1 protein-coding gene and 1 pseudogene are annotated in these 2,423 nt (G+C 27.2%); one reads left to right on the forward strand and one right to left on the reverse strand.

What is annotated here, in order from left to right:
* Nucleotides 1-1,041: pseudogene (gene secA / locus MALL_RS00005) on the forward strand (preprotein translocase subunit SecA); the annotation flags it as partial.
* Between the two features lie 47 nt (nucleotides 1,042-1,088).
* On the opposite strand, the gene mgtE reads toward secA, so the two are convergent.
* Nucleotides 1,089-2,423, reverse strand: a 1,335-nt coding sequence (mgtE, locus tag MALL_RS00010) for a magnesium transporter (RefSeq protein ID WP_005683058.1), incomplete at its 5' end; no start/stop codon positions are given.

Consider the following 2,423-nt stretch of genomic DNA (forward strand, 5'->3'; position numbering starts at 1 on the left):
GATAAAGAAATTACTAATAAAAATTTAAAATTTGCTTTTAATCATGCACAAAAGAAAATTGAAGGATTTAACTATGATTCACGTAAAAACGTTTTAAACTATGATGACGTTATTCGTCAACAACGTGATTTAATTTATTCACAAAGAGATTTAATTTTATTAACTGATGATATTGTTTTTGTTGCAAAAAGAATGATTTCTTCAACTGCTAAATCAATTATTAAATCAGAAAATTATCGTTTTAATAATGGTTCATTTGACTTTGAAGCACTAGCTAAATTTTTAGATGAGCACGTTTCAAATGTTGTTAAAATTAAATTTAGTATTGAAGAAATTAAAGTTTTACATGAAAATGAATTGTTTGAATACATCGAAGAAAAATTCTTGCATTCATTTGATGAATGAAAAGAAAATGTAATTGATAATTATGATCAAGAAATGTTAAATACGACTTTAAGAGATATAGTTTTAAAAATTCTTGATATTAAATGACAATATCATATTGATACTATGGATAAATTAAGATCAAATATTAACTTAGTTCAATATGCGCAAAAAAATCCATTTCAAGTTTACACAGACGAAGGAACTAAAAAGTTTGAAGCGATGCTAAGTGATATTGCTTTTGATGTTATGATCTCAATTTTTAGAAACGAATATGGGCGTAAATCACTTATTGATAAGTCAATTAGACAAGATCCTATTTTCCAAGAAATGATTAGTAATATTACATATAATTATGCTTTAACTCAACAAGAAAATGAAGAAAATTATTTAAGAATGTATAAATCAATCAAAGCTCGTTTAGAAGAATTAGAAAATAATTCTCAAGCAAATGTTTTTGATGATAATTTAAGTCATTTACAAGAAAATAATCCTGAAATTAATAATCTAGAAGTACCAAATGATATAAACTCATTTTTAGAAAATAAAAAATTATTTGATCAAGATGATTCAGAAAAATTTAATGATGTTTCTGAGCAAAAAGAAAATTTAGAAAATCAGGATAAAAACGATGATGATTTCTTTAGCATTGCCTAAATAATAAAAATACATATTAGCCTTGTTTATAGACTAATATGTATTTTTTATAATCATCCACCTAGAAATACTAAATAAAACGTTAAAATGGTTATTCCAAAGAAAATTAATGTGGAAATAGCATCTGAAAGAGTTGCTAAAATGGGTGCTGACATAACAGCTGGATCCTTTTTAAGCTTGATTGCAACTAAAGGAATAATTGTACCTAAAATTTTAGCAAAGACAATTACGATTAATAATGCAAATGAACTAGCAAAAATAATAAATAAAGTAGGTAAATATTTTATTTTATCGATAAGCTCACCAGTTATTAAAAAGTAAATTGATAGTCTTAATATATTTACAAAGAAAAGAATAATTCCGATTGTTAAACCAACTAAAATTTCTTTTCCTAAAACTCTTTTAAAGGCTTTTTTCTCGATTTCTCCAAGCGCTTCAGCTCGAGTGATGGTTGTTGATGATTGAGAACCGGCATTACCAGCTGTTCCACTTATAACTGGTATAAGCGAAACAATTATTGCAGTAGATAAACTAGCGCCAAGTCCATTAATGAAGTTTTCGCTTATCACGGTAAATTGTTGGATTATAAATTGACTAAGAGTTGCTGAAACCATTAAAATAATTAATCAGATAACTCTAGAACGAACTAACTGTTTAATTGTTGTTTTTATATAGCTATCTTCAACTACATCAGGGTTAATCCCGGCCATTTTATAAATATCTTCTGTAGCACTTTCTTGAATAATATCAATTATGTCATCAGAGGTTAACATTCCTAAAATTTTATCCTCATTATTAACAACTGGTAGTGATGAACGATCATGGTCTGAAAAGACTTGAGCAGCTAATTCAACATTATCATGAATTCTTATTTTAGCTACAGGGCTATAGATTTCGTCAATTAGCATTAATTCATCAGCAAAGACAATTTCTTCAAGCGTAACTGCTCCAAGTAATACTCCATGAATATCAGTTACATAAAAGTTATGTGATAGTTCAGCGTTGTTTTTGTAGTCTTTACGAATTTTAATTAAAGCTTTACGACATGTCAAATCGCTTCTAAGTGTTGAAATATCAACAGACATTATGCTACCAACTTGATCTTCTTCATAAGACAAGATTGAATTTATAATATTTCTTTTTTCAACAGTTGATGATGAAAGTATTTTAACTTGTAAGTTTACTGGTAAGTCTTCTAAAATGTCAGCTAATTCATCTGATTGAAGATCTTGAAGAATTTTCATTCCTCATTCTTCAGTAAATGAGTGAACTAACTTAGTTTGGTTATCTTCGTCAAAATAACTAAATAATTCACTAGCTTCTTTAGTCTTAAGAACTCGAAAATAGTATAGCTGGCTTTCTAGAGATAAATTTTGAAGTGT

Source organism: Mycoplasmopsis alligatoris A21JP2, from assembly GCF_000178375.1.
GTDB classification, from domain to species: Bacteria; Bacillota_I; Bacilli_A; order Mycoplasmatales; family Metamycoplasmataceae; genus Mycoplasmopsis; species Mycoplasmopsis alligatoris.